Below are 23,235 nucleotides of genomic sequence, written 5' to 3' on the forward strand. Positions count from 1 at the left end.
TCCTGTGCCGGTGACAGCCGGCGGTTACTGACCGACTACCTGAACTTTTGAAAGCGCGATGCTGCCCTTACCCGTAAGGTTGAGCATCATCTCGCCACCGTTTTGACCCAACGTCACACTTTCCACATTGGCCGGAAGGCTCGTCGCAAATGCCACGCTCTCCCCGCCCACGTTCGCTTGCGCTTCGAACTTGTACGCGCCTGGCGGAAGCGCTCCACCATTGGCATCGGTGCCGTCCCACGTGAAGGAAATCAGGCCAGACGATTGCTGACCAAGGTTGACGCGACTTACCTGCTGCCCGGACGTGTTGTACACATTGACCCAGACGTTATCGCTGGACTGTGTCAGGTTGATCCCGCCCTTGAACGGCTCGGTAGCGGTCTTGCTCGTATCCACCATCGCCGTGTTCGTATCGAGAATCACCGTGCGCCCTACCAGCGACGAAGCTTGCAATGCCTGCGCCGATTGCGCGCCGGTCATGATCGAGTTCACCGAAGTGTTGAGGTTGGTGATCCCCTCGACCGTACTGAATTGCGCCAGCTGCGCGATGAACTCGCCGTTGCCCTGCGGCTCGAGCGGGTTCTGGTTATTCATCTGCGCAACCAGCAGTTTGAGGAACTGGTCCTTGCCCAAATCCTGCGTTTTGGTGACATCCGAGCCCTGACTCTTGATCGCGTACTGATCAAGGACGGAGGACGTCGTCGTGTTGCTCGTATCGATACTCATGGCGGCGCTCTATCCTCACTGACCCAGCGTCAGTACTTTCTGCATCATCTGCTTGGCGGTGTTCATGATCTCGGCGTTGGTCTGGAAGGACCGGCTTGCGGAGATCATGTCCGCCATTTCCTCGACGACGTTGACGTTCGGGTAGTAGACGTAGCCCTCTTCGTTGGCCATCGGGTGGTTCGGTTCGTAGCGCGCTTGCAGCTCGCTCTGATCCTCGACGATGCCGCTGACCTGCACACCCACACCCGCTTGGCCCTGGTCCTGGAACAAACTCTGGCCGCCACCTGCCTGCGCGTTCTGCATCACGGTCTGGAAGACGGCATGGCGCGCGCGGTAGGTCTGATCGACGCTGGATGAAACCGATTCGGCGTTAGCGATGTTGGAAGCAACGGTATTGAGGCGAGTGTTCTGAGCGCTCATCCCGGTGCCGGCGATGTTGAACAGGCTACTGAGAGACATGGTTATTCTCCTCGAAGGGCCGAGATGAGGCCTTTGAACTTGCTATTGAGCAGCGTGAAGCTGGCCTGAAACTGCATGGAGTTTTCCGCGTAGCTCGCCTGCTCCACTTGCGAATCGACCGTGTTCTGGTCGAGCGATGGGTTGGTGGCGACCCGAAAACGGAGTGCGGGATCTGCGATGTTCATTTCCGCGCCTTCCAACGCAATGTGCTTGCTGCTCGTGGTGTTCAGCGCAAAGTGGCCTGACTTACCGGAGGACTTGTCTGCTTCCTGGGCAAGCACAGCGCTGAAATCCAGATCACGCGCCTTGTAGCCAGGCGTGTCCGCGTTGGCCAGGTTATTACCCAGCACCTCGGCGCGCTGAGCGCGGAAATTCAGAGCTTTTTCGTGGATGCCGAGTGCGCTATCGAAGCTGATACTCATGGCGTCAGACCTTTGACTGAACAGGATGTACACCTGGATCAGAGCAATGAGCGTGCCAAAGGGAAATAGCGTTTCAGGCCAAGGGGTTAGGCCAAATACGGGAAATTGACGGCAAGGGATTTCCGCCTGATGAGGGTAAAGCGGCAAGGGATTACCCTTTGCGCGGGAAATGCTTGCCGCTGCCGAAATCGCCCAGGCAGGCCAGGATCTCGCACTCGTAGGGCGGGTAAAACCCGCGGCTTTTGGTGCAGATCTGTCCAATCGCCTGCGGGTTTCACCCGCCCTACATTTACTACGCAAACAAAAACGGCCCGCTTCTTTCGAAGCGAGCCGTTGATGATCAACCGTCAGGCGATCAGAGGTGTGCGTCCTGGTATTCCTTCTCTGCGGCATCGAAACGCTGCTTCATCGAAGCGGTCGCCGAGGCGCCGATCTTGCTGAAGAGCACGATGGCAATGCTGCCGAGGATGAAACCTGGAATGATTTCGTACAGGCCCAACCCGATGAAGTTCTTCCACACGATCACGGTGACCGCGCCAACGACCATCCCGGCCAGCGCGCCATTACGTGTCATGTCCTTCCACAGCAACGAGAACAGCACCACCGGGCCGAAGGCAGCACCAAAGCCCGCCCAGGCGTAGGAAACCAGGCCCAACACTTTGCTTTCCGGGTTGGAAGCGATGGCGATCGCGATAATGGCGATGAGCAAGACCATGCCACGACCGACCCAAACGAGCTCCTTCTGGGAAGCGCCTTTGCGCAGGAAGGCCTTGTAGAAGTCTTCGGTGAGCGCACTGGAGCAGACCAGCAGCTGACAGCTCAGGGTACTCATGACCGCTGCGAGCACCCCGGACAGGATCACGCCCGCGACCCATGGGTTGAACAGCAGGCGAGTCAATTCGAGGAAGACCCGTTCGCCGTTCTCGCGAACCGGGCCGGCAACGGCAGGGTTATCGGCAAAGTAGGCGATGCCGAAGAAGCCGGCGGCAACCGATCCGCCAAGACACAGGATCATCCAAGCCATGCCGATGCGACGCGCGGCCGGGATCGACTTGACCGAGTCTGCGGCCATAAAGCGGACAAGGATGTGCGGCTGGCCAAAATAGCCTAGGCCCCAGGCCAACAGCGAAATGATCGCGACGAAGGTCAGGCCGTTGAACATGTCGAAGGCGGCCGGCACGTTTGCCTGGATGGTGGTCATCGCGGCGTCATAGTCGCCAATCGCGAGGATCACGAACACGGGCGTGAGCAACAAAGCGAAGATCATCATCGTCGCCTGCACGGTGTCGGTCCAGCTCACAGCCAAGAAGCCGCCGATGAATACGTACACGATGGTCGCCAGGGCACCGACCCACAGCGCCGTGTCGTAAGACATGCCGAAGGTGCTCTCGAACAACCGCGCGCCCGCAACGACGCCCGAGGCGCAGTAGATAGTGAAAAACACGAGAATGACCAGCGCCGAGAAAATACGCAGCATACGGCTGGTGTCTTCGAAGCGATGCGTGAAGTAGTCGGGCAAGGTCAACGCATTGTTGTTGTGCTCGGTGTGCACCCGCAGACGCCCCGCAACGAACAGCCAGTTGAGCCAGGCCCCGGCGATCAGGCCGATGGCGATCCAGCTTTCGGAGAGACCGGCAACGAAGATGGCACCTGGGAGGCCCATCAGCAGCCAGCCGCTCATATCCGAGGCGCCCGCCGATAGCGCGGTGACGAAGCTACCAAGACTTCGCCCCCCGAGGATGTAGTCATCGAAGTTCTTGGTGGCGCGGTAGGCAGCAAAACCGATCAACAGCATCGCCGCAATGTAGACCACGAAGGTGATCAGCGTTGGATTGCTCCAGTTCATGGAGAATACCCTTCCCTTGTTGTTATGAGCCTAGGGTGGCAACCACCCGGCGCGTAGACAGGCGAAACGCCTGCGGGATGACGGAATCGATTCAGCCGACCCGTCACATCGGAATACCGCGCTGGACTGTAGTGGCAGTCCGCTGTCGCTTTCTTGTCAGAATCTCTGGAGTTATTTTCGAAAACTCCACTCGCGCGAACAAAAGTGCAACCCCACGGTCGGCGCAGGTTATCCCGAGTTGCACCTGCGTTCTGCGCCCGCCGACGAAGGGTTGCCCCTCTTACTTATCGATGACCTCATGACGTTTGGGGGCAAGCCTCGCAAGGAGCTGGTTTTGCGTGCGGACGGGAACGCCCTGAACCGACATGGCGGCCTGAAGATTTTCTACCAAGGCGTTGAAGTCGGTCGGGGACAGGTCCATGCCCTTATGGCTCTCTTCCAGCGTATCCCCAGTGTAGTCCTGTGGTCCGCCGGTTTCCTGGCTGAAATAGTCGATGAGCATTACCCGCAGCCTGACGATGTCGACCTTCTGGAAGTGCGCACTGATACGCCGATCCCCGGCGACGTTGAGCAGCATGCCCTCGACGATTTGCGCGATGCCTTCGCGGCCACCCAAGTCACGATACAAGGCGTCGTCTCTGGGCGGCTGCTGCGCACACGCCGCCAGCATCAACATTGCTGCAATCAAGAACGCACGCATGATCAGAAGCTCCCCTGCACCGAGAGATAGGCGCCGTTCTGCTCATCGAGCGTCGCAATCTCCCCCAGCCGCGCGTACGCCAGTACGAAGGCGATCCGCTTGTTGGGGAAGTACCCCACGAATACGTCTGACCAGTCACTCTCGCCCGCAAAACTGAGGTTGTCGGGTTTCTCACGGTACTCCACACCCAGCGCCCAATGCGGATCGAACAGAATGGCCACGGAACCTTCCTTCAAAACCGAGTGTTTGTCGCGCCGATCACCGCCGAAGCCCAAAAGACCCAACTCGTTCGCGCGGCTGTAGCGAAGGTTGCCGTTGACTAATAGGTTGTAGCCGAAGGCACCCCCCAAAAACAGTCGGCTAGCCGCAAGATACCCCTCGGTGTCTTCACGCCGCGCCGCGCCCACCAGCGCAGGAATTTGGAAATCCCGCTGACGCTTGTGCAGCACGCCCAGCGATACCTGCGGCAAGCGGTCGTAGACCAGATCGCCGAACAAACGCACCTTCACACCAAGGATGTCCTGGCTCAACGTCTTCTCCGGCAACGAGAGATCGCGGGCAAGCGTTCCCAAATCGAAACGTTGCCGGGCGTAGGAGAATTCGACGCGATTGCCGTAGGCCGCCGCGACGCCTACGGCATCCAAGCGGTAATCGCCTGTCTCGACGCGAGTCGCAAAGGCATCCGCGCCCCACTCACCCCGCTCGCCGTACCCGGAAAGCACCGCCCAAGGCATGATGCCACCTCCCGCCGCGCCTTCCAGACTGGTCGCCCCCGAGGTTGCGAGTAGGCGACCTTCGCCCGCCATCGCGACAAAGGGCAGTAAAGCGCACAGCGCGCCTATCCACATTCGGGTCATGAAAACGCTTCCACAAGAATTTGAGGGCTACGCACGAGCCACGCTTCGAAGTCGGCTGCTGGCAGCGGGCGGCTGATGAGATAGCCCTGGACGACATCGCAGCCCCAGCGCTGTAGTAGTTTGAGGCTGCGCGCGTACTCGACGCCCTCGGCGACGACGCTCAGACCCAGGCTATGGCTCATATCGATGGTGGATTTGACGATGACGGCATCGCCGCTGGATTCGTCCAGCTCCCGGATGAAGGATTGGTCGATCTTCAATTCCTGCACAGGCATGCGCCGCAGCTGAGTCAGCGACGAGTAACCCGTACCGAAATCGTCCACTGAAAACGTGATGCCCAAGCCCCGCAAGGCGTGCAGGATAGAAAGCCCCAGCTCGGGGTCGCGCAGGAAGCTGCTTTCGGTGATCTCGAACTGAAGCTGCGTCGGGGGGACGCCATACCGCGTAAGCAGCGCTTCTACGCGTGACGGCAAATGCACATCGAGCAGGTCGTCACTGGAGATGTTCAGGGACACCTCGACGTGCAGGCCGCGCCCTGCCCACTCCGCCACCTGGCGCATCACCTCTTCGATAACCCAATGCGTCAAACGACTGATGTTGCCCGTTCGCTCGGCCAATGGGATGAATTCACCCGGAGACACCATCCCGAATTGCGGGTGCTGCCAGCGCAGCAAGGCTTCGGCGCGCCCCGCGACCGGCGTGCCATCCAGACTGACTTTGGGCTGATAGTGCAGCAGCAGCTCACAGCGTTCGGCGGCGTGGCGCAGGTCACGAATCAGGGCGACCTGGCGCAGGTGCGAGGCGTCGCGCCCCTGCTCGTACAGCATCAGTCGTCCGGGCTGATTCGTCGCATCGTGCATAGCAATCGCGGCGCGGTTGATCAACTCATCGACACCGCTACCATCTGCGGGATAAATCGCGATACCAACCCGGCATTCCAGAAAGGCTTCATGGCTGCCGACGAAGATGGGCGGTTTGAGCGATTGCAATAGCTCGACCGCGAGCGCGACCGCCCGCTCTTGGTCGCACTGATCGAGCAACAGCAGGAATTCGTCGCCCAGCACGCGTGCTGGGCGATTGCCACGCTGTGAAAATTGCCCGACTCGGCTCCCGAGCTGACGCAGTAGCTCATCGCTTTCGGCCGGTACGAATCGCTCCCGCAACGCGCGGAAATTGGCGACGCCCAGGTAGAGCAATGCGGTTGGCCGGACTGCGGCGATCGCGTTCGCCAAGCGCTCTTGAATCAAGGCGCGGTTGGGCAAGCCGGTCAACGGATCATGCAGGGCGGTGTGCGCCAGCTGTCGCTCCCGTTCGGCGATGCCTCGCTGCATGTGCTGTAGCGAGCGTGCTAGCGTTCCCAATTCGTCCCGTCGCTCGATATCGATAGGCGCCTGATAATCGCCCTCACCAATACGTTCCGCTGCATCCGCCAGCTGGCTTAACGGCCTCGAGACACTACGCCCCAATAAAAGCGCAATGAATAACGACCCCGCGAACGCAACGATGGCGATCCACAAAATGCGCGTCTTGAGGGCATGAAAGCTGGCCATCGCCGCGTCGACCGAGCGCTGCAGGCTGACGATTACCTGGCGCTTTCCGCGATCGGCCAGCACCAGTCGGGACTCGATGAAATGCTCGCCTCGCAATTCCGACTCTTCGCTGATCGAGTCGACGTGCGTCGTATCCAGCCACGCCTGGAACTGATCCGCATCCAGTGTCGTGGACGAGCCGGTGACTTTGCCATCTTCCAACGCCACGACGCTGACATCCAAATGCGTGAGTGCGCGAAACTCCTGGATGAGCCGATCATCGAGGGGAAACCCCATGACGACGTAGCCAATCGGTAATGGCACACGCACGAGCGCACCGACGAGTAAGCTCGGGCCGTCGTGCGCGGGGATCACCGCCGGCTCTTCCGCCTGGCCTTCTTTTGCTACAAGAAGATCCAGATAGGGAAAAGGCTCCCCCTCTTTGAATGCGTCGCCAACTGCAGCGACGACCCGACCGTCGAGCCCGAGCAACAGAACCCCGTTCGCCTCAACACGGGCGCCGTAGTTCGCCAACGCTGAACGAATGGTCGGCACGTCACCGCTCGACATCGCATCCTTGAAGCCGAAGTCAGAGGCCAGTACCTGAAGCGCATCGCTGAGCTGCCTATTGCGCACGTCCAGTTGACGCAAGAAGACCTTTGCCCCGACCTGCAGCTGTTCTTCTGCCTGGCGTTTGACCGCATCGCCCGTAGCAACCTGAGTCGCGACATACACCAGCCCAACGGTCAGGCCAAGCAGCGTCAGCAGCACCCAAGTGATGCGCGCCCGGAAGCTACGGCTTGGCGTCACGAAGCGTGTTCCTGAACAGGGCCTCGAAGCCGTTGGCCGGCGCGGCAGGCGCCACGACTGGCTGGACGTCGAGGTCGAAGCGCGTTTCAACGTCGGTATCACCAACGACCGCCTGCCCTGAAACAACCGGCTGCGCACCAGGGATATCCGGATGCCATAGCGTCACGGAATAGGTACCGGCCGGTAGGTCGAATGCAACACGGCCCTGTGCATCGCTCACCCCCACACGAGGCGCATCGGTGACATAGATGTAACCCACCATGTTGTCGTGGATATTGCAGCCGAGGACCACCAGCCCGGGCTTATCGAAGATCACCGGGTCCGACGGCGTTCCATGGTACAGGCGCAACTCGAAGCGTTTCGCGGGGGAGAAGGAATACACCTGGTGACGAATGTCATCACTGTTCGGGAAGGTCACCTGACTGCCGGTTCGGACCGCCAACACTCTCGGTTCGAACTGCATGTGAATCTGATCCATGATTGCCGGAGCGGGCGACGCGCCGGATAGAGCGCCATCGAGACTGACCACCGCGTCCTTCAGCGGTTTGCCATCGGCCCCATACACGAGCGCCACCCACTCGGCCGCGTGCGCCGTCGAGGCAACGCTCAGCCCGCTAATCGCAAGCAATAACAGCATTCGAAGTTTCGACATCGGCGCACTCGGCAAGAAATCAGATCCGTGCCAGACGGGCAAACGGACTTCATAGGGTTATCGGTAGCTCACCAGTAAACCTAAGCCGCGAAATGACATCATGGCGACATCATCCGATCAATGGTTACGCAGGCGTCCAGGCGTCAATCCGAGGTACCGGCGCATAGCGGTAGTCAGCGCGCTTTGACTCGAGAAGCCGCATTCCTCCGCGATGCGTACGAGCGGCAACGGGCTCTCCCGCAACATGCGCGAAGCATGGTCCAGGCGAACCTTCAGCACGTATTGGTGGGGTGTCAGCCCAACGCTGTCCTTGAACTGCGCATGGAAGTGGCTTGGGCTAAGGTAGGCCACCTGAGCCATTTCCGCGACGCTGATTCGACGTGCCAAATGCTTGCGCACGTAGGCGTCGATAAGCCCCATATCGATCGAACTCGGTCGGCCTTGAGGTGGTTTGTCGAATACACGCAGGTGCAATGCGCGCAACAATACGCCGCTCAACGCACGCGATAACAACGGGTCGCTCCCGTAGCGCCGCAATTCGGCACCGGCGTAGTTGAGCAAGTTCTGAAAATCCGCATCCAGCGCGGGGAACCGCGGTACGTCGAAAAGCCGCTTCAACAGTTCGAGGTCTTCGGGCCCCTGGTCCTGTTCGTCCAGATCGACGATCAGCATCTGATTATCGCCGACCCCCGCGAACTCATGCGCTGCATCGCCGGGCACGAGACAGGCTCGCATGCGGCACACTTCGCCCCCCTCCCCGGCAACGTCGAATGCAGCGCGGCCCTCCAGAGAAAAGATCAACTGGTGGTAATCATGGGCGTGTTCGTCGGGCTGCGCGTCGAGGCGCATGAGGCGGGCGTTAAGCATGGCGATGGGTCGAGCGAATTTCGCGCACTTTAATCGAGGCTCAGGCGTTTTTACAGCCGGATACCACTGTGGACACGTGCCGCCATTGAAATCATCCGCGCCGCGACGCATCTAACAGACAACTACAGCGACAGGTGCCTCATGAGCGATCAGGATATCAACTCGGAACTCGTGGACGATGTGATCACCCAGCCCAGCACCGGCCTTGCCCTGCCAGGGCAGTCGTGGCCGGACAAGCTCTACGTGATCCCGATCCAGAACCGACCCTTCTTCCCGGCGCAGGTCTTGCCGGTCATCGTCAATGAAGAGCCTTGGGCGGAGACCCTCGAGCTCGTGGCAAAGACCGAGCACCACTCGTTGGCGCTGTTTTTCATGGAAAATCCGCCGGAAGATCCGCGCCATCTGGATATCGATGCAATGCCCGAGCACGGCACGCTCGTGCGTGTGCACCACGCCACGCGTGAAAACGGCAAATTGCAGTTCGTGGCTCAAGGGCTGTCGCGCGTTCGCATTCGCAACTGGCTCAAGCGGCATCGCCCGCCCTATCTCGTCGAAGTCGATTACCCCAAGCACAGCGCTGATGGCAGCGACGAGGTGAAGGCTTACGGCATGGCGCTGATCAACGCCATCAAGGAGTTGCTGCCACTCAACCCGCTGTACAGCGAAGAGTTGAAGAACTACCTCAACCGCTTCAGCCCGAACGATCCGTCGCCGCTGTCCGATTTCGCGGCTGCATTGACCAATACCCCTGGGCCACAACTGCAGGAAATCCTCGACACCGTGCCCATTCTGCAACGTATGCAGAAGGTGCTGCCGCTGTTGCGCAAAGAAGTGGAAGTCGCGCGTTTGCAGAAAGAGCTGTCCGCTGAAGTCAATCGCAAGATCGGTGAGCGCCAGCGCGAATTCTTCCTCAAGGAACAGTTGAAGATCATCCAGCAGGAGCTGGGTATCACCAAGGACGACCGCAGCGCGGACGCCGACGAATTCAAGAGTCGCCTGGAAGGCAAAACGCTGCCACCGCAGGTGCAGAAGCGCATCGACGAAGAGCTCAACAAGCTGTCGATTCTGGAGACCGGTTCACCTGAATACGCGGTGACCCGTAACTACCTGGATTGGGCGAGCGCCATGCCTTGGGGCGTCTACGGGCAGGACAAGCTCGACCTCAAACACGCGCGCAAGGTGCTCGACGCCCATCATGCGGGCCTCGATGACATCAAGGATCGCATCATCGAATTCCTTGCGGTGGGTGCCTACAAAGGCTCTATCGATGGCTCGATCGTGCTGCTCGTCGGTCCGCCGGGTGTGGGCAAGACCAGTATCGGCAAGTCCATCGCCGAATCCCTCGACCGACCCTTCTTCCGTTTCAGCGTCGGCGGCATGCGTGACGAAGCGGAGATCAAGGGTCACCGCCGCACCTACATCGGTGCCCAGCCTGGCAAGCTGGTCCAGGCGCTGCGCGAAGTCGAGGTCATGAACCCGGTGATCATGCTTGACGAGATCGACAAGCTTGGTCAGAGCTTCCAGGGCGACCCGGCTTCGGCTTTGCTCGAGACGCTGGACCCGGAACAGAACGTCAACTTCCTCGACCACTATCTGGACATGCGCCTGGACCTGTCAAAGGTGCTGTTTGTCTGCACGGCCAACACGCTGTACTCGATTCCTGGCCCGTTGCTGGACCGTATGGAAATCATTCGGCTGTCCGGTTACATCACCGAAGAGAAGATGGCGATTGCCAAGAAGCACCTGTGGCCGCGCCAGCTGGAAAAGGCCGGCGTGCCGAAGAAGATGCTGTCGGTGACGGACAGCGCGATGAAAGCGCTGATCGAAGGGTATGCCCGCGAGGCCGGCGTGCGTCAGCTGGACAAACAGCTCGGCAAGCTTGTACGCAAGTCGGTCGTTCGGCTGTTGGAAGAGCCCGAAAACCAGAAGCCGATGAAGATCGGGACCAGAGATTTGGAGGAGCACCTGGGCATGCCGTTCTGGCGGCCGGAGCAGATTCTTTCCGGGATCGGCATCATTACCGGTCTGGCGTGGACAAGCATGGGTGGCGCGATCCTGCCGATCGAGGCCACGCGTATCCATACGCTGAACCGCGGCTTCAAGCTCACTGGCAAACTGGGTGACGTGATGCGTGAATCCGCGGAAATCGCTTACGGCTATGTCGCCTCGCACCTGAAGCAGTTCAAGGGAGACCCGAAGTTCTTCGATCAGGCGTTCGTCCACCTGCACGTGCCAGAAGGCGCAACGCCGAAAGATGGCCCGAGCGCAGGCATCACCATGGCCAGCGCGCTGCTTTCGTTAGCACGCAACCAGGCGCCGAAGAAGAACATCGCCATGACGGGCGAGCTGACATTGACGGGCTCGGTCCTGGCGATTGGCGGCGTACGGGAAAAAGTTATCGCGGCCCGGCGGCAGAAGATCTACGAGTTGATCATGCCCGAAGCCAACCGCGGGGATTTCGAGGAGTTGCCGGACTACCTGAAGGAAGGCCTGACGGTCCATTTCGCCAAGCGTTTTGCCGATGTGGCTAAGGTGGTGTTCAGCTGACGCGTATTAGGGCCTGCCTGTCTACGCAGGCCCTAATGCGACCGATTCGCTCTTCTGTAGGAGCCAGCTTGCTGGCGATCAGATATCGAGGCTCGCTCCATAGCGTCCGATCTAAACATAAGCGCGGTAGTCGCTATCGCAGATCGCCAGCAAGCTGGCTCCTACAGGGTTACGTGCCACGTTTAGGTATTTCAGGACTCCATAAACTGGCAATACTCGTCGACCGCCATCCGTTGGCTCACCAACGAATTCACCGCTGCATCCTCATCCGCATACCCGATCGCCATACCGCAATGCAGGATGTACCCGTCCGGCGTTTCCAGAAAATCTTCCACCGTCCGGTGATAACGCGCCCAACAGGCTTGAGCGCAACTGTCCAACCCGTGCTGCTTAAGCAGCAGCATCAAGCTTTGCTCGAACATACCTAAGTCGGCCCATTGCCCGGGTCCCATGCTCCGTTCGACGAAGAAGAACAGCGCGCACGGTGCATCGAAGAACCGGTAATTGCGGGCAAACCAGGCACGCCGCGCGGTCTTGTCCTCGCGAGTGATATTGAGAAGACGGTACATGTCCTCGCCAACCATGAAGCGATGGCTTCGATACGGTTCGTCCAATGGGTCGGGATACACCGGGTAATCCGCCGCATCGGGCTCAGGGTTCGTTTCCAGGCGCGCCGCCATGGTCGTTCGAAAACGCTCGATCGCAGCGCCCGCCAGCACGTACACACGCCACGGCTGAAGATTGCCACCGGACGGAGCCCGCCCAGCTTGCGCCAGCAGATCGCGCAACAACGTCATGTCTACTGGTTCGTCACGAAACACCCGTACGCTGTTGCGTAGCCGCAACGCATCACTGACATCCATGAACGCTCCTGTTTGCTCGCCACATAAATGAAAAGAGCGGGCCAAGGCCCGCTCCGTTCAACATCAATGATCACTGCGCTTGGTTGGACGCCTCAGCCGCCTTGATCAGATCCGCACCGATCTCGCCCTGGAACTTCTCCCAGACCGGGCGCATGGCTTCACGCCACTCACCGCGCTGCTCCGGAGTCAATTGAATGATCTCGCTGGTGCCTGCCTTCGCGATGGCGTCACGCGCTTCGACGTTCAACGCATCGGCTTTCTTATTCACCTCGACACTCACCTCCGCCATAATTTTTTCCAGCTCGGTGCGCACATCGGCCGGCAGGCCGTTCCAGAACTTGGTGTTGGTGATGACCATGTAGTCGATCAGGCCATGGTTCGATTCGGTGAAGAACGGCTGCACCTCATGCACCTTCTGGCTGTAATAGTTCGACCAAGTGTTTTCGGTGCCGTTGACCACCCCGGTCTGCAAGCCCTGGTACACCTCAGCAAAACTCATCTTGCGCGGGTTGGCGCGCACCGCCTTGAACTGCTCTTCAAGTACGTTCGACGCTTGCACCCGGAACTTCAGCCCACGTGCATCCTTCGGTTCACGCAGTGCCTTGTTGGCAGAGAGGACCTTCAGGCCGTTGTGCCAATAGGCCAGGCCCGTAATGTTCTTGTCTTCCATGCTTTTCAGCAGGCCCTTGCCCGCTTCGCCATTCTGGAAACGATCCACTGCCGCCATGTCATCGAACAGGAACGGCAGGTCGAAGATCTGCAGCGGTTTGGAATAGGGTTCGAATTTCGCCAGCGAGGGTGCCAGTAATTGCACGTCGCCTAGCAGCAACGCTTCCATCTCCTTGCCATCGCCGAACAGTGACGAGTTCGGATAAACCTCGACCTTCACTTTGCCGGGGAGACGTTCCTCTGCCAGCTTCTTGAACATCTCGGCGCCCTGCCCTTTCGGCGTGTGTTCGGCAACGACGTGGGCGAATTTGATCGTGATCGGGTTATCGGCATACGCCAACCCAGTGGCGGTCAACGCAAGCGCGCAGGCGAGCGTACGGGCGAAGGGCTTGAGCATCGTGGGTCACCTCATTGTTTTTGTAATTAGGTCGAAAGCTGGACGGCCTAGCTGCATCGGCGCGCGTTCGAACGCAGGCGCCAGCAGGTGTCGCCAAGGCAGAATGCAGAAGCCCTACCGCGGCAGCCATCCACTTTTCGATAACCATGCGTTCAGCCCAACCGAACGCATGCGCGAGTAAGGTTAGACCACTCGGCCGCCATCCACTGGCAATTCCACGCCGTTGAGGAATGCCGCGCCGTCGCTTGCGAGGAAGGTTGCGACGGCGGCGACGTCGGCGGGTTTCGAGAGACGCCCCAGTGGAATCGTTGCCACGAATTTCGCACGATTTTCTGGCGTATCCGGCATACCTATGAAGTGTTCGAGGAGCGCGGTTTCGCCCATCACCGGACAGATATTGTTGACGCGTATGCCATCCGGTCCCAATTCTACGGCCAGCGACTTCGACAACAGGTTCACGGCACCTTTCGAGCCGTTGTACCAAGTCAGCCCCGGACGTGGCCGGATCCCGGCAACGGAGCCGACATTGATGATCGAACCGCTACCGCGCTCGCGCATCAATGGCACTACCGCGTGCACCATATGAAAGATGGACTTCACATTGACCGCGTAAACACGATCGAACGTCGCTTCGTCCACATTCAATAGCGGCTGGTTGCGGTGCGTGGTCCCGGCGTTATTGACCACGATATCCGGCACGCCGAACGCTTCCACACACCGCTCGACCGCCGCGCGGACTTGATCCCCCTGCGTCACGTCGCAGGCGACCGCCAACGCATTGGGACCGAGCTCGTCCGCGAGCCGGCTCGCGGCATCACCGTTGATATCGGCCAGTACGACCCGTGCACCTTCAGCAAGGTAATCCCGCGCGATAGCGGCGCCAAAACCGCTGGCGGCGCCCGTTACGATGGCGATCTTGTTTTCGAGTTGTGCCATGTCGAAATCCCTCTGGATTAGAAAACGATGAGGTCGCGCAGACCGCTGCCCGTGGCAAGGCGGTCGAAGCCGGCATTAATGTCGTCGAGTGCCAGGCGCTCGCCGATCAGCTTGTTCACGGGTAGCTTCCCGGCTTTGAATAGGCCCACGTAGCGCGGAATGTCTCGCGAGGGGATGCAGGAGCCGATGTAGCTGCCCTTCACCGTGCGCTCTTCTGCGGTGAGCGAAAGCTGCTGCAGCGGCCACCGATCATCCGGATGCGGCAGACCGGCGGTTACGGTCGTTCCGCCCCGTCGCGTCGCCGCGTAAGCGAGCTGCATGGCCGGCACGGATCCAGCGAACTCGAAGGCGTAGTCGACGCCCCCTCGCGTCAACTCACGAATACGCTCCACGGCATCCGCGTCCTTCGCATTGACGGCATGGTCAGCGCCCAGCGCCATCGCGAAATCGAGTTTGCTTTGATGCACATCCACGGCGACGACGGGATGCGCGCCCGCCGCAAGCGCCCCTAGTAATGCACTGAGCCCGACACCCCCCAGTCCAACAATTAAGGCCGAGGCCCCTGGTCGGACCTGTCCGGTATTGACCACTGCGCCTACGCCGGTCAGTACGGCGCAGCCGAATACTGCCGCCTCGACGGGATCGATGTCGTCATCGATGGGGATGCAGGACCGCGCGGATACGACCGCATGTTCCGAAAACGCCGAGACCCCACAGTGGTGATGCACCGTGACACCGTCACGGCTGAGGCGGCGCCCGCCATCGAGCATTTCGCCTTTCGCATTGGCGCCATTGCCCGGTTCGCACAACGCCGGGCGACCTTCCATGCAGGGTGTGCAATGGCCACAGCTGGGCACGAAGACCAATGCAACCTTTTGCCCAGCCCGAACATGGCTGACACCACTGCCAACCCGCACAACTTTCGCACTGGCTTCATGCCCGAGCGCCATCGGCACGGGGCGAGGCCGCACACCCGTAATCACCGATAGATCCGAATGACAAAGCCCGGCGGCGATCATCCGAACCAGCACCTCGCCCGGTCCGGGTGGCGCAAGTTCCAGTTCGGTGATGGTCAACGGTTTACTGTCCGCGAACGGGCCTTCGAGGCCTGATTCGCGGAGTACGGCAGAACGTATTTTCATTGTTCTCTCCTGCTGTACGAATCTGGATGATCAGCCGTGGTGGCTCACCACCGTCTTGGTCACACTGAATTCTTCCAGAGCCAGGAAACCCTTCTCCCGGCCGTGACCGCTCTTGCGCACGCCGCCGAACGGCAGCTCCACACCACCGCCCGCGCCATAGCAATTGATGAAGACCTGACCGCCGACGAGTCGACGCGCGAGCCGCTGCTGACGAGCGCCGTTCTCGGTCCAGATGGCGGCGACCAGGCCGTACTCCGTACCGTTGGCGAGGCGTACCGCATCGTCCTCGTCGTCGAACGGCAACGCAGCCAACACCGGGCCGAACACTTCGTCCTTGGCCAAGCGGTGATCGCGCGGCACCGGGCCGTACAAGCGCGGTTTCACATACCAGCCGTTTGTTGGCAAGCCGCTGTCAGCCTTGCCTTCCGCTGCCAATGGCAGACCACTCGCATCGCATTCGGCGATGAACGCCTTGACCCGTTCGAACTGAGCGCGAGTGATGATCGGCCCGCAGTCTGGCGATGCATCTGGCGCCCCCACGCGCATCTCGCTGAAACGCGCTGCGACCTTCGCCAACACCTCGTCGAGCACACTGCGCTGGATCAGCAAACGGCTACCAGCCGAACACGTCTGCCCGGCGTTCTGAATGATGGCGCCGACGATGATCGGGACTGCTTTCTCTAGATCCGCATCCTCGAACACCACCTGCGGGGACTTGCCACCAAGTTCGAGCACGCATTTAACGTGATTGACCGCTGCGGCCTGCTGCACCTGAACACCAACGCCTGGAGACCCGGTGAAGGTGATGAGGTTGATGTCCGGATGCTCGGCAAGCGCGGCACCGGCTTCTCGTCCGAGCCCCGTCACGATATTCAGCGCGCCTGCGGGCAAGCCGGCCTCGACCGCGAGTTCGGCGACGCGCAACGATGTCATGCAAGCATCTTCGGCGGGCTTGACCACAGAGGCATTGCCCATCGCCAGCGCCGGTCCGATGGTGCGGCCTAGCATCTGCGCGGGGTAATTCCAGGGAATGATATGGGCTACGACTCCATAGGCTTCGCGAACGACATTGACCGAATAGCCCGGCAGGTAGGGGATAACCTGGCCATGCACCTTGTCAGCGGCGCCACCGTAGAACTCGAAATACCGGGCCAGGGCCTCGATGTCCTTGCGCGCCAGCGCCAGCGGCTTGCCGGTGTCCCGTGCTTCGATGCCTGCGAGCTCGTCGATATGTTCGAGTACCTTGTTGCCGATCCGAACGAGCAACCGCCCGCGCTCCGTCGCGCTATAGCGACCCCACTCGCCTTCATAGGCACGCCGTGCCGCCTTCACTGCAAGGTCGATGTCCTCCGCCTGCCCGCGACCGATTTCGGCATAGACCTGCCCGTCCGCGGGTGAGTAGACCGGCAGCGTTTCACGCCCGATCGGTGCGTGCCAAGCGCCGTCGATGAACAGCTTGCTCATGGGTATGTCTCCATCTGGGAAAACGTGGGAGCAGCGGAATTTTCCGCTGTCACCAATGGCTCATCCGGCAATAACGCGCCGCGCTCGATATGCAGGATGCGGTCGGGCACATCCTTGAGCAGACTGCCGTTGGATTCGGTCACGACGATGCAAAGGTCCGGTACTTTCTGCTGCAACCGTTTGAGCGCATCCGCGTATTGGGCGGCCAACGCGGGAGCCAAACCTTGGAAAGGCTCATCGAGCAGGATGAGGCGGCTGCCGATCATCAACGCTCGCCCCAGCGCGGCCATCTTGCCCTGCCCGCCGGATAGAGCGGCGCCTGAACGCGGCAACATCTCCCCGAGTTGCGGGACCACCTCCAGTGTCAGCGCCAGGCGCTCGTCGACCTGCTGACGAGAAAAGCGCGCCACCTGGCACGGCAACCGCAGGTTCTCTTCTACCGTCAGGGTCGGGAACATCACCCGCTCCTGCGGTGCATAGCCGATACCCATACGGGCACGCCCATGCGCGGGCACGGTCGAGAGATCCGTGCCATCGAGCGACACACGCCCGTTACGCAGCGGTACCAACCCCATGATGACGCGCAGCAGCGTCGTCTTGCCGGCACCGTTCCGCCCGACTACGGCGCAAATGGAGCCTTTCGGGAGGCCCGCGTGAATCCCCCGAAGGACCGGAGCCCTGACGATATCCGCGCTGATGTTCTCGAGCTCAAGCATGTCGGTCTGCCTCTCATCGAACATGTAAAAGCGATTGTTCTTAAACATCCGCAATTCTGACCTGTAGGGGCGGGCTTGCCCGCGTATTGATTTCACAGGCGGCTACAGTGCGGAGCCTGCCATCGTTCGCGGGCAAGCCCGCCCCTACAGGGGGTCTTCAGAAACCCAAAAAAATCGATTTTGAACGCCCGTAACTCAATGATTTAGCTAGTGGCGAATTGATCAGAAACTTTTTTTTTAATTTTCCCCAAAAGGCCCCCCTACTCCCCCAGCACCTCACGACGCACATTCACATCCGCCAAAACCACCTCAGGTTTCCCATCCGCAGCGATCGCACCGGCGATCCACGCCGCAACCCGCGTTGCATAACGCTTCACGATGTCAACGTCGTGCTCGACGAAAATAGCCGTCACCTTGCGCTCTTCCAGCGCGCCCATGACGATCTCCATCACCCCGTGCTTTTCCTCCGTGGACACGCCACTGGTGGGCTCATCCATGATCAGCAAACGCGGCGCGAGCATCAGCGACATCGCCACATCGAGCAGTTTGCGTTGGCCTTCAGGCAGGTTCGCGGCGGGCTCATGCTGGCGACCGGTCAGGCTGACCAGTTCCAGTACGCGGTCCACTTCGCGACGGTCAGACGTGAACGACAGCGATCGCCAGAACGGCAAGCGCTTCTCCCGCGCCATGCCAGCAAGCTCCAGGCATTGGCGTACGGTGTGATCGAGAAACAGCTGTGGCAGTTGGAACGAGCGCGCCATCCCCCGGCGCACGATGTGGCGCGGCGACAGGCCGGTTATATCGGCGCTGTCGAACTCGACGCGCCCGGCATCCGGACGTAGCAGCCCGGTGCAGATATTGATGAAGGTCGTCTTGCCGGCGCCGTTCTGCCCGATCACCGCCAGCCGCTCGCCTTCACTAAGCTCGAAGTCGATCTTGTTGGCGACTATCAGACCGCCGAAGGCCAATGTCAGCCCTTGTGTCCGCAGCAAGGTGCTCATGGCTGCCCCTCCACCGCCGAGCGGCGTCGCGAAAACAGCCCCACCAGCCCTTTGGGCAGGAAGTAGATGATGACGATGAGCGTCGCGCCCAGTACCAACTGCCAGGCACCGCTGACCAAGGCAGCCGCATACATCTTGAGAAACTCGTAAAGCAAGGCGCCGACGAAAGCACCGACCGCATGCCCCGAGCCACCCAGAATGGCGATGAAGACGAACTCGCCCGAGCGCAGCCAGTAGCCCATCTCCGGCGTGACCAAACCTTGGGAAAGGCCGAACAACGAGCCGGACAGACCGCAGAGCGCCGCCGACAACACATAGCCCTGCCAGAGCAGCTTGCGGGCGGACACACCCAGGTACTCCAGCCGCGTCTCGTTGGTCTTGATTGCGGCCAGTGCCTGCCCGGCGCTTGAGCGGAAATAGCGCTGCACGGCCCAGATCACGGCGAGCGAGGCCAGGATCGCCAGCACCAGCAGCGCACCTTCGAACTCCGGCCGCGACAGATCCATACCGAGCAACGTGGGACGATTCACCCGCAGCCCATCCGTCCCACCGGTATAGGCATAGAACTTACCGAGGATGGTGAACAGCACCATCGACAATGCGAGGTTGAGCATGCCGAAGAAAATCTCGCGGTAACGCACAACGAACGCGCCGATCAGCATGCCCGCGACGATGCTGGCGGCGGTACCGAGCACGATCAGCAGCAGCCCATCCAATCCGGGAAACCGGCTACCGAGAAAGGCGACGGTGTAGCCCGAGATGCAGGCGTACATCGCGTGACCGAAGGATATCTGGCCCGCCCGCAGCAGGACGCCGATGCCGAGCGCCGCCATGCCGTAGCAGAACGCAAGGATCAATGGGATCTTCAACCAGGGGAAACCAAAGCCGACCGCGAGCAGAATGGCGGCCGCGATGGCCGCTCCAATCAGGGATGGGCGCATCAGATTCTCCTCGCCTGAGCCACGGTGAACAGCCCCTGGGGCCGCACCAGTAGAACCAGCACCATGATCACGTACGGCATGACCACTTCGAGTTCGGGATACAGGTACACGCAGAACGAACGTGCGAGTCCGATCATCAGCGCCGTCAGCAGTGCACCGGAGATCTGCCCGAGCCCGGCGGTGGCCACCACCGCGAAAGACAGCACGATCATGTCCGCGCCAATACCGGGCACGAGCGAAGTCGTCGGCGATGCCAGCGCACCACCGAGGGAGCCCAGCATCGCGCCGACGATGAACGTCAGGTAAGCGATGCGTTTGGCGTTGATGCCCATCGCAGTCGCCACTTCACGGTCATGAGTGACGGCGATGATCTGCCGACCAGTGAGCGTGTGCTTGAGGAACCACTGCAACAGCGCAAAGATGGCGATTGCCGCGCCCGGCACGAACAGCAGCTGGTAGTTCATGTAGACGACGCCGAGCACCTCCGACGTGCCCATCTGGTTCACCACATCCGCTACGAAGTACGGCTGGGTGCCCCAGATCATCCGCTGCAAATCTTCGAAGATCATGAACGCGCCGAAGGTCACCAGCAGTTGCAGGATCGGGTCGCGATCCTGGAAACGCCGCAACAGCAACATCAGCAAGGTACCGAGCACCACGCCAACCGCGATGGACGCGCCGATCAGCGCCGCCAGCGATGCGCCGAGCGTGCCGCCGCCCAGCCACAATCCCAGTGTCGCCGCGGCATAACCGCCGCAGGCATAGAGACTGCCGTGGGCCACATTGAGGATTCGCACGACACCGAAGATGAAGGTGAGCCCTAGCGCGACCAGGAACAGCAGGCCGGCGTAGGACACCCCATCCAGCAGCGCCAGAATGAGGATGTCCCGGGTCATGGCTATTGCGCCTGTGCGGGTTGGACGGCGTCGATGATGGACGCGTTGACGGTCTTCAACCAATCAGGCGTGTGCTGGCCAGGCGGCGTGGTGACAGGGGCAGCCGGAACGATCATCACGTCCTTGAGCACCTTGAACTTGTAGTCCGGGTGGCTCGTGGTCATGCCGAACAACTGGTCTTCGAGGCCCTGCCCGTCTTCCGGCCGAATCGTCACCGAACTGGTCAAGCCGCGAAATTCCAGCCCTCTGAACGCGTCGGCCAATTGCTCTTCGGTGGGCCAACCACCGGCGGCCTTGATTGCCTTTTCGTAGGCTGCGGTCATGGCGTCCAGCGACTGGATCATGTGGTAGACGGAGTAGATCGGGTAACTGCCAGTCTTTTCCTTGAAGTTGGCGACGAAGGTCTTGTGCTTCTCGTCGTTCACATAGCGCGGCTCGAGGAAATAGTGGTCGCCCCGTGCGCCGATGAGCACGCCATCCGGGAGCGTCTGACCCAAACGCTCCAGCGAGCTTTCGCCTAGCGGCAGGTAGAACTTCGACGTTCTCAGCAGCCCGCGCTGGCTGGCCTGGCGTACGAAGGTATCCAGATCGCCGCCCCAGGACGTGGAGAGAACGACATCAGGGCGCAGCACTTGCAGCCGGCTTACCTCGGCAGAAAAGTCAGGCGCCCCGAACTTGGGGAACAGCTCGGCAACGACTTTCACATCGGGTTTGAGCTGCGTCAGTACCGTGCGGAAGATGTCCCAGGAGTCGCGGCCCCAGGCGTAGTCCTGGTTCACCACGGCGATGGTCTTGAAGTCCGGGTTGACCTTGAGCAGATAGGCGACAGCCGCGACCATCTCGGTTACGGCGTTCGCTTGAGGGCGGAAGACGTATTTGTAGCCGTGCCCTTCGAGGGCCTTCTCCGTGCCGCAGTCCCACATCAGGTTCACGACCTTGAGGTCTTCGGCCACTGGCGCAAGCGTGTTGCAGTTGCCGCTGGAGATGGACGCAAGCATCAGCTCGGCGCGTTCCTCCTGAACGACCCGGCGGTACTCCGAAAGCAAACGATCGCCACCCACGCCTTCATCGATGAAGATCGGGCGAACCTTCACACCATCGATCCCACCCTTGGCGTTCAGCGAGTCGATATACATCTCCGCAGCGGCTTTGGCCGGTACGCCAAAAACAGAGGCCGAGCCAGACATGAACGTGGTGATACCGACTTTGAGCTCGGCCGGCTTGTCGGCAGCCTGCGCCCCGGTGGCGAGCAGCGAGCAGGAAAACGCAGCGAGCAGGGATGCCCGTATAGCGACACGTCTGAACATAGCTTTTGCCTCTGAGGCTGTTGTTTTTGTTTTTGAAGCGAACGTCTAGAACTGTAGGCGAGGTTGCGCGCAGGCAAACGTTAATTGAATTCGTCTTTCTCCAACCCGGCGTTCCAGCAAGCCGAACGGTGATGGCACGGGTGCATTCAAGTACTTGTGGAAACGGCTTGCTGTTAAATTCTTCGTAGGAGCGGGCCATGCCCGCGATACGGTCCCAGATCTCCGGCGAGGTTATTTAGCTAGATCTCTTCGCGGGCATGGCTGAACGCCGACCGATCCGCTCCCACAATGTCCGACCGCGGAAATGCTATGGCCCGTGGGACCATGGAGGCTTTTTGCGTACTTACCGCCCCGCCAACGCCAACGCCAACAATCGCTGGGCTCGCAACAGAACAGGGGCATCGACCATCTGCCCGTCCAGCGTGAACGCCGCAGCGGCCCCCTGACTTGCGTCCAACACACGCTGAGCCCAAGCCCGCTCACGCTCGTCGGGCGCCAGTGCATCGTGGATCACCTGCACCTGCCGGGGATGGATGCAGAGCGCGCCACCAAAACCCATGTCACGCGCATGACGGATCACCTTTGCCAAACCCTCGCTGTCATCGAACGCTGGGTGCACGCCGTCCAAAGGCGCTTGCAGGCCAGCGCCGCGCGACTGCAACAGGATCTGATAACGCGCCTGGTCGAGGATGATCGCGGCAGCATCACTGCCGGTGGTCAAACCCAGGTCGAGCGCAAGATCCAAGGAGCCGAAGCTCAGGCGCTCGACATCAGGCGCGTTGGCTATCTCGGCCAGGTTCAGAAGCCCTTTGGCACTCTCGATGATGGGCCATACGGGTTTGCCCGCTGCGGCCACCGCGCGTACCTGTTCGGCGCTTTCGACTTTCGGCAGTAGGATATGGGTGATCCCCGTTTGATTCCGGCAGAACACCAAGTCCTCAGCGTGCTCCCGATGGTCCGCGGAGTTGACCCGCACCATGAGTCGCGCCTCGGGCGTCTCGCGCAGAAAACGAGCCAGATGCTCACGCGCCTCGGACTTGAGCGCCTCTTCGACGGCATCTTCGAAATCGACGATGACGGCATCCGCACCGCTGGCAAGCGCCTTGGCGAAACGCTCCGGCCGGCTGCCGGGGACGAATAGCGCAGTACGGATTAGAGGGGATGTCATGGGTGGTCTCCGGTGTTTGGATAGGTGGTGCGGTTAGGTGACGCTCGTGATCAGCAAATTTTGGTTGAAGGCCAACCCGCTACATGTACGCCGCATTTCTCTGTAGGTGCGGGTCGGGCAGCGATCCGCTTACCCGCGGATGCGGTGAAGGGTTAGCAAAATCTTCGCCGCGGAAATCGCATTCGCGGGCAAGCCCGCTCCTACAAGAACGCCGCGGTCCCTGTAGGAGCGGGCTTGCCCGCGAATCGGTGGAAAGATCAACACAGGTTTTAAGGTGGATCTTCTGGCTCAGAGTCGCCATTTCTTTTCCCTGTGCTAAC

General features: G+C 60.6%; 21 protein-coding genes. 1 reads left to right on the forward strand and 20 read right to left on the reverse strand.

Translation table 11 applies throughout. The features are described 5' to 3' along the window. Window positions 1-24: 24 nt before the first annotated feature. From IEY47_RS01465 to IEY47_RS01505, 9 genes are all read right to left on the reverse strand, one after another. Window positions 25-726 carry a flagellar hook assembly protein FlgD gene (locus tag IEY47_RS01465; RefSeq protein ID WP_188981360.1) on the reverse strand — a complete coding sequence of 234 codons (702 nt, stop codon included), beginning with the start codon at window positions 724-726 and terminating at the stop codon, window positions 25-27. 15 nt (window positions 727-741) lie between these two features. Then, complete coding sequence (gene flgC, locus IEY47_RS01470; protein WP_188981361.1) at window positions 742-1,185, reverse strand: flagellar basal body rod protein FlgC; 444 nt, start codon at window positions 1,183-1,185, stop codon at window positions 742-744. Window positions 1,186-1,187: 2 nt separating this feature from the next. Continuing rightward, complete coding sequence (gene flgB, locus IEY47_RS01475; protein ID WP_188981362.1) at window positions 1,188-1,607, reverse strand: flagellar basal body rod protein FlgB; 420 nt, start codon at window positions 1,605-1,607, stop codon at window positions 1,188-1,190. Between the two features lie 355 nt (window positions 1,608-1,962). Further along, window positions 1,963-3,453 carry a sodium/proline symporter PutP gene (putP, locus tag IEY47_RS01480; protein ID WP_188981363.1) on the reverse strand — a complete coding sequence of 497 codons (1,491 nt, stop codon included), beginning with the start codon at window positions 3,451-3,453 and terminating at the stop codon, window positions 1,963-1,965. A gap of 280 nt (window positions 3,454-3,733) precedes the next feature. Then, entirely contained in the window at window positions 3,734-4,153 is a 420-nt protein-coding gene (locus IEY47_RS01485; RefSeq protein ID WP_188981364.1) for a group I truncated hemoglobin, read from the reverse strand. Window positions 4,154-4,155: 2 nt separating this feature from the next. Further along, a complete protein-coding gene (locus tag IEY47_RS01490; RefSeq protein ID WP_229779128.1) occupies window positions 4,156-5,010 on the reverse strand; it encodes a DUF3034 family protein in 855 nt (284 codons plus the stop codon). Continuing rightward, a complete protein-coding gene (locus IEY47_RS01495; RefSeq protein ID WP_188981365.1) occupies window positions 5,007-7,349 on the reverse strand; it encodes a putative bifunctional diguanylate cyclase/phosphodiesterase in 2,343 nt (780 codons plus the stop codon). The genes IEY47_RS01490 and IEY47_RS01495 overlap by 4 nt, the downstream gene beginning before the upstream one ends. Then, complete coding sequence (locus IEY47_RS01500) at window positions 7,333-8,001, reverse strand: methylamine utilization protein (RefSeq protein WP_188981366.1); 669 nt, start codon at window positions 7,999-8,001, stop codon at window positions 7,333-7,335. The genes IEY47_RS01495 and IEY47_RS01500 overlap by 17 nt, the downstream gene beginning before the upstream one ends. Window positions 8,002-8,118: 117 nt before the next feature. Then, window positions 8,119-8,868, reverse strand: a complete 750-nt coding sequence (locus IEY47_RS01505) for a helix-turn-helix transcriptional regulator (protein ID WP_188981367.1) — start codon at window positions 8,866-8,868, stop codon at window positions 8,119-8,121. Between the two features lie 141 nt (window positions 8,869-9,009). Here IEY47_RS01505 and lon point away from each other — a divergent pair, with 141 nt between their 5' ends. Further along, entirely contained in the window at window positions 9,010-11,415 is a 2,406-nt protein-coding gene (gene lon, locus IEY47_RS01510; RefSeq protein WP_188981368.1) for an endopeptidase La, read from the forward strand. A 191-nt stretch (window positions 11,416-11,606) separates the two neighbouring features. On the opposite strand, the gene IEY47_RS01515 is transcribed toward lon, so the two are convergent. From IEY47_RS01515 to IEY47_RS01565, 11 genes are all read right to left on the reverse strand, one after another. After that, window positions 11,607-12,278 carry a nitroreductase gene (locus IEY47_RS01515; RefSeq protein WP_188981369.1) on the reverse strand — a complete coding sequence of 224 codons (672 nt, stop codon included), beginning with the start codon at window positions 12,276-12,278 and terminating at the stop codon, window positions 11,607-11,609. Between the two features lie 70 nt (window positions 12,279-12,348). Beyond that, window positions 12,349-13,344, reverse strand: a complete 996-nt coding sequence (locus tag IEY47_RS01520; protein WP_188981370.1) for a TRAP transporter substrate-binding protein — start codon at window positions 13,342-13,344, stop codon at window positions 12,349-12,351. A 183-nt stretch (window positions 13,345-13,527) separates the two neighbouring features. After that, complete coding sequence (locus IEY47_RS01525) at window positions 13,528-14,280, reverse strand: SDR family oxidoreductase (protein WP_188981371.1); 753 nt, start codon at window positions 14,278-14,280, stop codon at window positions 13,528-13,530. Between the two features lie 17 nt (window positions 14,281-14,297). Next, window positions 14,298-15,422 (reverse strand): zinc-dependent alcohol dehydrogenase family protein, encoded by a 1,125-nt coding sequence (locus IEY47_RS01530; protein ID WP_188981372.1) that lies wholly within the window; start codon window positions 15,420-15,422, stop codon window positions 14,298-14,300. A 30-nt stretch (window positions 15,423-15,452) separates the two neighbouring features. Next, entirely contained in the window at window positions 15,453-16,886 is a 1,434-nt protein-coding gene (locus IEY47_RS01535; RefSeq protein WP_188981373.1) for an aldehyde dehydrogenase family protein, read from the reverse strand. Continuing rightward, the gene (locus IEY47_RS01540) at window positions 16,883-17,650 is read right to left on the reverse strand and encodes an ABC transporter ATP-binding protein (RefSeq protein ID WP_229779129.1); all 768 of its coding nucleotides are present in this window, start codon (window positions 17,648-17,650) and stop codon (window positions 16,883-16,885) included. Before IEY47_RS01540 ends, IEY47_RS01535 begins: the two co-directional genes overlap by 4 nt. Window positions 17,651-17,862: 212 nt before the next feature. Then, window positions 17,863-18,603, reverse strand: a complete 741-nt coding sequence (locus IEY47_RS01545; RefSeq protein ID WP_188981374.1) for an ABC transporter ATP-binding protein — start codon at window positions 18,601-18,603, stop codon at window positions 17,863-17,865. Next, window positions 18,600-19,544 (reverse strand): branched-chain amino acid ABC transporter permease, encoded by a 945-nt coding sequence (locus IEY47_RS01550; RefSeq protein ID WP_188981375.1) that lies wholly within the window; start codon window positions 19,542-19,544, stop codon window positions 18,600-18,602. The genes IEY47_RS01545 and IEY47_RS01550 overlap by 4 nt, the downstream gene beginning before the upstream one ends. Further along, entirely contained in the window at window positions 19,544-20,440 is an 897-nt protein-coding gene (locus IEY47_RS01555; RefSeq protein ID WP_188981376.1) for a branched-chain amino acid ABC transporter permease, read from the reverse strand. The genes IEY47_RS01550 and IEY47_RS01555 overlap by 1 nt, the downstream gene beginning before the upstream one ends. A gap of 2 nt (window positions 20,441-20,442) precedes the next feature. Then, window positions 20,443-21,747 carry an ABC transporter substrate-binding protein gene (locus IEY47_RS01560; protein WP_188981377.1) on the reverse strand — a complete coding sequence of 435 codons (1,305 nt, stop codon included), beginning with the start codon at window positions 21,745-21,747 and terminating at the stop codon, window positions 20,443-20,445. Between the two features lie 343 nt (window positions 21,748-22,090). Continuing rightward, window positions 22,091-22,915 (reverse strand): HpcH/HpaI aldolase/citrate lyase family protein, encoded by an 825-nt coding sequence (locus IEY47_RS01565; RefSeq protein ID WP_188981378.1) that lies wholly within the window; start codon window positions 22,913-22,915, stop codon window positions 22,091-22,093. Window positions 22,916-23,235: the final 320 nt, after the last annotated feature.

Source organism: Pseudomonas matsuisoli (assembly GCF_014647635.1).
GTDB lineage: Bacteria > Pseudomonadota > Gammaproteobacteria > Pseudomonadales > Pseudomonadaceae > Pseudomonas_P > Pseudomonas_P matsuisoli.

Coding starts and splice junctions, on each gene's coding strand:
- IEY47_RS01505 (WP_188981367.1), bottom strand. CDS start 8,868: ATGCTTAACGCCCGCCTCATGCGCCTCGACGCGCAGCCCGACGAACAC.
- IEY47_RS01540 (WP_229779129.1), bottom strand. CDS start 17,650: ATGTTTAAGAACAATCGCTTTTACATGTTCGATGAGAGGCAGACCGAC.
- IEY47_RS01535 (WP_188981373.1), bottom strand. CDS start 16,886: ATGAGCAAGCTGTTCATCGACGGCGCTTGGCACGCACCGATCGGGCGT.
- flgC (WP_188981361.1), bottom strand. CDS start 1,185: ATGTCTCTCAGTAGCCTGTTCAACATCGCCGGCACCGGGATGAGCGCT.
- IEY47_RS01485 (WP_188981364.1), bottom strand. CDS start 4,153: ATGCGTGCGTTCTTGATTGCAGCAATGTTGATGCTGGCGGCGTGTGCG.
- IEY47_RS01560 (WP_188981377.1), bottom strand. CDS start 21,747: ATGTTCAGACGTGTCGCTATACGGGCATCCCTGCTCGCTGCGTTTTCC.
- lon (WP_188981368.1), top strand. CDS start 9,010: ATGAGCGATCAGGATATCAACTCGGAACTCGTGGACGATGTGATCACC.
- putP (WP_188981363.1), bottom strand. CDS start 3,453: ATGAACTGGAGCAATCCAACGCTGATCACCTTCGTGGTCTACATTGCG.
- IEY47_RS01500 (WP_188981366.1), bottom strand. CDS start 8,001: ATGTCGAAACTTCGAATGCTGTTATTGCTTGCGATTAGCGGGCTGAGC.
- IEY47_RS01515 (WP_188981369.1), bottom strand. CDS start 12,278: ATGGATGTCAGTGATGCGTTGCGGCTACGCAACAGCGTACGGGTGTTT.
- IEY47_RS01520 (WP_188981370.1), bottom strand. CDS start 13,344: ATGCTCAAGCCCTTCGCCCGTACGCTCGCCTGCGCGCTTGCGTTGACC.
- flgB (WP_188981362.1), bottom strand. CDS start 1,607: ATGAGTATCAGCTTCGATAGCGCACTCGGCATCCACGAAAAAGCTCTG.
- IEY47_RS01465 (WP_188981360.1), bottom strand. CDS start 726: ATGAGTATCGATACGAGCAACACGACGACGTCCTCCGTCCTTGATCAG.
- IEY47_RS01565 (WP_188981378.1), bottom strand. CDS start 22,915: ATGACATCCCCTCTAATCCGTACTGCGCTATTCGTCCCCGGCAGCCGG.
- IEY47_RS01530 (WP_188981372.1), bottom strand. CDS start 15,422: ATGAAAATACGTTCTGCCGTACTCCGCGAATCAGGCCTCGAAGGCCCG.
- IEY47_RS01490 (WP_229779128.1), bottom strand. CDS start 5,010: ATGACCCGAATGTGGATAGGCGCGCTGTGCGCTTTACTGCCCTTTGTC.
- IEY47_RS01550 (WP_188981375.1), bottom strand. CDS start 19,544: ATGCGCCCATCCCTGATTGGAGCGGCCATCGCGGCCGCCATTCTGCTC.
- IEY47_RS01525 (WP_188981371.1), bottom strand. CDS start 14,280: ATGGCACAACTCGAAAACAAGATCGCCATCGTAACGGGCGCCGCCAGC.
- IEY47_RS01545 (WP_188981374.1), bottom strand. CDS start 18,603: ATGAGCACCTTGCTGCGGACACAAGGGCTGACATTGGCCTTCGGCGGT.
- IEY47_RS01555 (WP_188981376.1), bottom strand. CDS start 20,440: ATGACCCGGGACATCCTCATTCTGGCGCTGCTGGATGGGGTGTCCTAC.